The 3,488-nt window shown below is 68.1% G+C and carries 3 protein-coding genes and 1 pseudogene; 2 read left to right on the plus strand and 2 right to left on the minus strand.

Translation table 11 applies throughout. The features are described 5' to 3' along the window. Together ELR45_RS26470 and ELR45_RS26475 are read right to left on the minus strand one after the other, a co-directional pair. Window positions 1-1,154, minus strand: a 1,154-nt coding sequence (locus ELR45_RS26470) for a hypothetical protein (RefSeq protein WP_205857319.1), incomplete at its 3' end; no start/stop codon positions are given. A gap of 130 nt (window positions 1,155-1,284) precedes the next feature. After that, on the minus strand, window positions 1,285-2,286 hold the full coding sequence (locus ELR45_RS26475) for a LacI family DNA-binding transcriptional regulator (protein ID WP_129669000.1): 1,002 nt from the start codon (window positions 2,284-2,286) through the stop codon (window positions 1,285-1,287). 272 nt (window positions 2,287-2,558) lie between these two features. Between ELR45_RS26475 and tsaB the strand changes: the two genes are divergently transcribed. Together tsaB and ELR45_RS35855 are read left to right on the plus strand one after the other, a co-directional pair. After that, window positions 2,559-3,251 carry a tRNA (adenosine(37)-N6)-threonylcarbamoyltransferase complex dimerization subunit type 1 TsaB gene (gene tsaB / locus ELR45_RS26480; RefSeq protein ID WP_129669001.1) on the plus strand — a complete coding sequence of 231 codons (693 nt, stop codon included), beginning with the start codon at window positions 2,559-2,561 and terminating at the stop codon, window positions 3,249-3,251. A gap of 6 nt (window positions 3,252-3,257) precedes the next feature. Continuing rightward, a pseudogene (locus tag ELR45_RS35855) lies at window positions 3,258-3,488 on the plus strand (hypothetical protein); the annotation flags it as partial.

The following is a 3,488-nucleotide window of genomic DNA, read 5'->3' on the forward strand; positions in this document are numbered from 1 at the left end:
TCGTGCAATGTGGTCGCCGGGTCCAGGCCCATCGCGCGCCACACCCGGTTGGTGACCAGGGCGTCGACCGCGACCCCCTCGTCGACCTCGTTGAAATGTGGGAGCGCCTCGCCCTCCCACAGGATGCGGGAGCCGTCACGGCTGGTGACCGGCGGCCGCGCGACGTTGTTGAGCAGGCCTTCGGCCAGGTCGGACGCCGGGGCGAGGTCCTTGAGCCCTTGCTGGTACTGGATCCCGACGGCGTCGAGCCCGAAGTCGTCGCTGATCCGGAGCGCGGCGATGTACATCTTGTACTGCCATGCCAGCTGGTTCTCAGTGAGCTCGGTGGCTTCGTCGGTGCCGGTCCGGAAGGTCATGCCGGCCGCCTTCAGCCAGGCGCCGACCGCCACGGCCTCCTCGTCGCCGACGCGCTGCATCTCGGCCCACAGGGCGCTCTGTGAGAGCCGCTCCTTGTAAATGCCGAGAGGGTTGAGCAGTTCGTCGTCGATGATCGCGTTGTACATGCCCATGCAGCCCTCATCGAAGACGCCGATGATCGCCTTGTCAATCGTCAACTGTTCGGCGAGGGCCTCGCCGAGCTCTCTCTCCGGGCTCGGTGGGAGGCTCGGCAGGTCGTGGACGTGGGACGCGTCGTGCTCGATGGTGCCCGTCTCCACCCAGCTGCGCAGCCCTTGCCGGAACCACTCGTCGGTGCCGTCGACCGTCCAGATGGTCGAATATGCCCTGCCCATCTTGGTCATGCTGGCGTTGAGGTTGAGCAGCCCGACCAGGCCGGGGAAGTCGCCGGCGAAGTTGGCGACGGTGAGGACGGGGCCGCGATGCGTGCGCAGGCCCGCGAGCACATGGTGGCTGTACTGCCACACGGCCTCGGCGACGATGAGCGGCGCGTCGACGGGAATGGCATTGAACACCTCCAGGCCCATCCGTTGGCTGCTGATGAACCCGTGACCTGTCGCCGGGTCGACGTCGTTCGCCCGCTGGACGGTCCAGCCAAGGTCACCCATGGTGGCGGAGATGACCCGCTCGAGCTCGACCTGTGTGGGCCAGCCCGTTGTGTTGGCCGATTCTCGGAGGTCGCCGCTGGCGATGAGATAGGCGGTGCGCGGCTCCAGGGTCGGGCGCGAGGCCGGCCGGGGCAGGTCGTACGCCGTCATCGATGCTCCTCTGCGTGGCACGTCGGTGGTTATCGGCACACCTTGTCAGAAATCGATTGCCAGGGTCAATAGTCCCATCGCGGGGTGAAGATCGCGCCCGCCTGGGTGACGTCCGGCCGGGTTCAGTGGATCAGGGATGACTAGTCGAACTCGCCCGGACTCGCAGCGAGGTCCTCAGGATCTGCCGTGTCAGGGCCCTGTCCGGTTCGGCGATCCGGCGGGCCAGGAGCTCTGCCGCCGCGCGTCCCTCCTCGTATGTGGGCTGGGCGACGGTCGTGATGCTCGGCCGCACCAGATCCGCCCACGGGACCTCGTCGAACCCGACGAGGGCCACGTCGCCGGGAATGTCCAGGCGACGTTCGACCAGGCACTCCAGGGCGCCGACCGTCATCAGGTTGTTGGTGACGAACACGGCATCTGGTGGCTGCTGCTCGTCGAGTAACGACGCCATCGCATCGTGGCCTCCGTCCGCGCGGAAGTTCGCCATCCGGATGAGGGTGTCGTTGGCTCGCCGGCCGGCCGCTTCCAGCGCGTTTCGGTACCCGCGCAGGCGTTCGGTCGCGGTGCTCGCCCGCTGCGGCCCGGTGATGCAGGCGATGCGCTCGTAACCCTGCTCGACCAGGTGAGCAGTCGCTTCCTCGGCACCGTTCTCGTTGTCGACCAGTACCGCGTCGCCGCGCACGCCTTTGAGCTCGCGGTCGACCATGACCACCGGGCATCCGGACGAGGAGAGCAGGTTGAGGTCCTCCACCCGGTCAGATGAGGGCGAGATGATGACGCCCGCCATCTGCTCGCCGAGTGCCACCGCGATGTACCTGGACTCTTTCTCCGGGTTCTCGTCGCTGTTGCAGAGGACGACCGAGCAGCCCGCGGCCGAGGCGACGTCTTCGATACCACGCACCATCGACGTGAAGAACGGATTCTCGACGTCGGAGATGATGACGGCCCAGAGGCTGGTCTGCTGCTTTCGCAGATTGCGAGCGACCGCGTTTCGGCGGTATCCGAGCTCACCGACGGCGGCAAGGACCCGTTCGGCCAGGGCAGGGTCGACGGTCTCGCGTCCGTTCAGCACACGGGATACGGTCGCGGCCGAGACCTGGGCGCGCCGTGCCACGTCGTAGATGGTTGCCATGGTGCATCCCCTCGCGTGACTGTGCTGGCTCAGAGCCTGACGGCTTCTCGTTACCGGATATGGCCAGCACGGGCATCGACAGTATCGGACGACTATCGTACCGCGTGGGCAATCGATTTCTACTCTGAATGGTCCCGCGGCATGGCCACGCCCCGCAGGTTCGCTTCGCCCAGGCGCCAAGAGCCGCGTGTCGCACGATCCAACATACAAGTGCGTAGGATCGCGGCGACGTGCGTGAAGATCAACGGGATGACGGCGTATCGTAGGGGATCGTGCTGCTCTTGGCTATGGACACGTCCACCCCTGCGGTGACGGTGGCGCTGCATGACGGCGACCAGGTCATCGCCCAGTCGACCACGGTGGACACCCGCCGGCATACCGAGCTGCTGGCTCCCGCGCTCGTCGACGTGCTTGGTGCCGCTGGTGCCGACCGTCGTGACATCACCGAGGTGGCTGTCGGCGTCGGGCCGGGGCCGTTCACAGGTCTGCGGGTGGGGCTGGCCGCGGCGCGGACACTGGGCGCCGCGCTGCGGATTCCGGTCCGCGGGGTATGCAGCCAGGACATCATCGCGTACGGGGTCCGGGCCATCGGCGTTCACGAGAACATGCCGTTCGTCGTGGCGACTGACGCTCGTCGTCGTGAGATCTACTGGGCGTACTACGAGCCGGACGGGCGGCGGGTGCTCGGCCCGCAGGTCGGAGCGGCCGCCGACGTCGCCGCGTCCGTACCCGCGGCTCCTGGGCTGGGTGCGATCAGGGCGGCCGGTGCCGGGGCGCTGCTTTACCCGGACGCGTTCGCCGCCGTCATCGGGCCCGAGTATCCGTCCGCGGCCGATCTCGCCTCGGCACTGATCAGCGATGCCGTGCCGAGCGGTGCCCCCGAACCGCTGTATCTCCGGCGCCCGGACGTCGCTGAGCCGTCGCCGCGCAAGAGCGTGCTGACCTCCTTGCGCACCGCGCATTGAGGCCCGATGGCAGACGCTCCGCAGGACGCAGCGATCCGCCCGATGCGGAGCGAGGACATCGACGGTCTGCTGCCGCTAGAGCGGCAGCTGTTCGCCGGGGACCCGCCGTGGACGGCCGCGCAGTTCCGCGATGAGCTGTCCAGAATGCCGGAGACACGTTGGTATGTCGTCGTCGAGTTGCCGGAGCCCACGGCTGCCGGCACGCCCTCGTCCGGCGGGCCTGCCGCCGGACGACGG

Source organism: Phytoactinopolyspora endophytica (genome assembly GCF_004138495.1).
Classification (GTDB): Bacteria; Actinomycetota; Actinomycetes; order Jiangellales; family Jiangellaceae; genus Phytoactinopolyspora; species Phytoactinopolyspora endophytica.

Bases quoted from the DNA above. Each gene is read 5' to 3' on its own strand.
- ELR45_RS26475 (WP_129669000.1), bottom strand. From the start codon at position 2,286: ATGGCAACCATCTACGACGTGGCACGGCGCGCCCAGGTCTCGGCCGCG.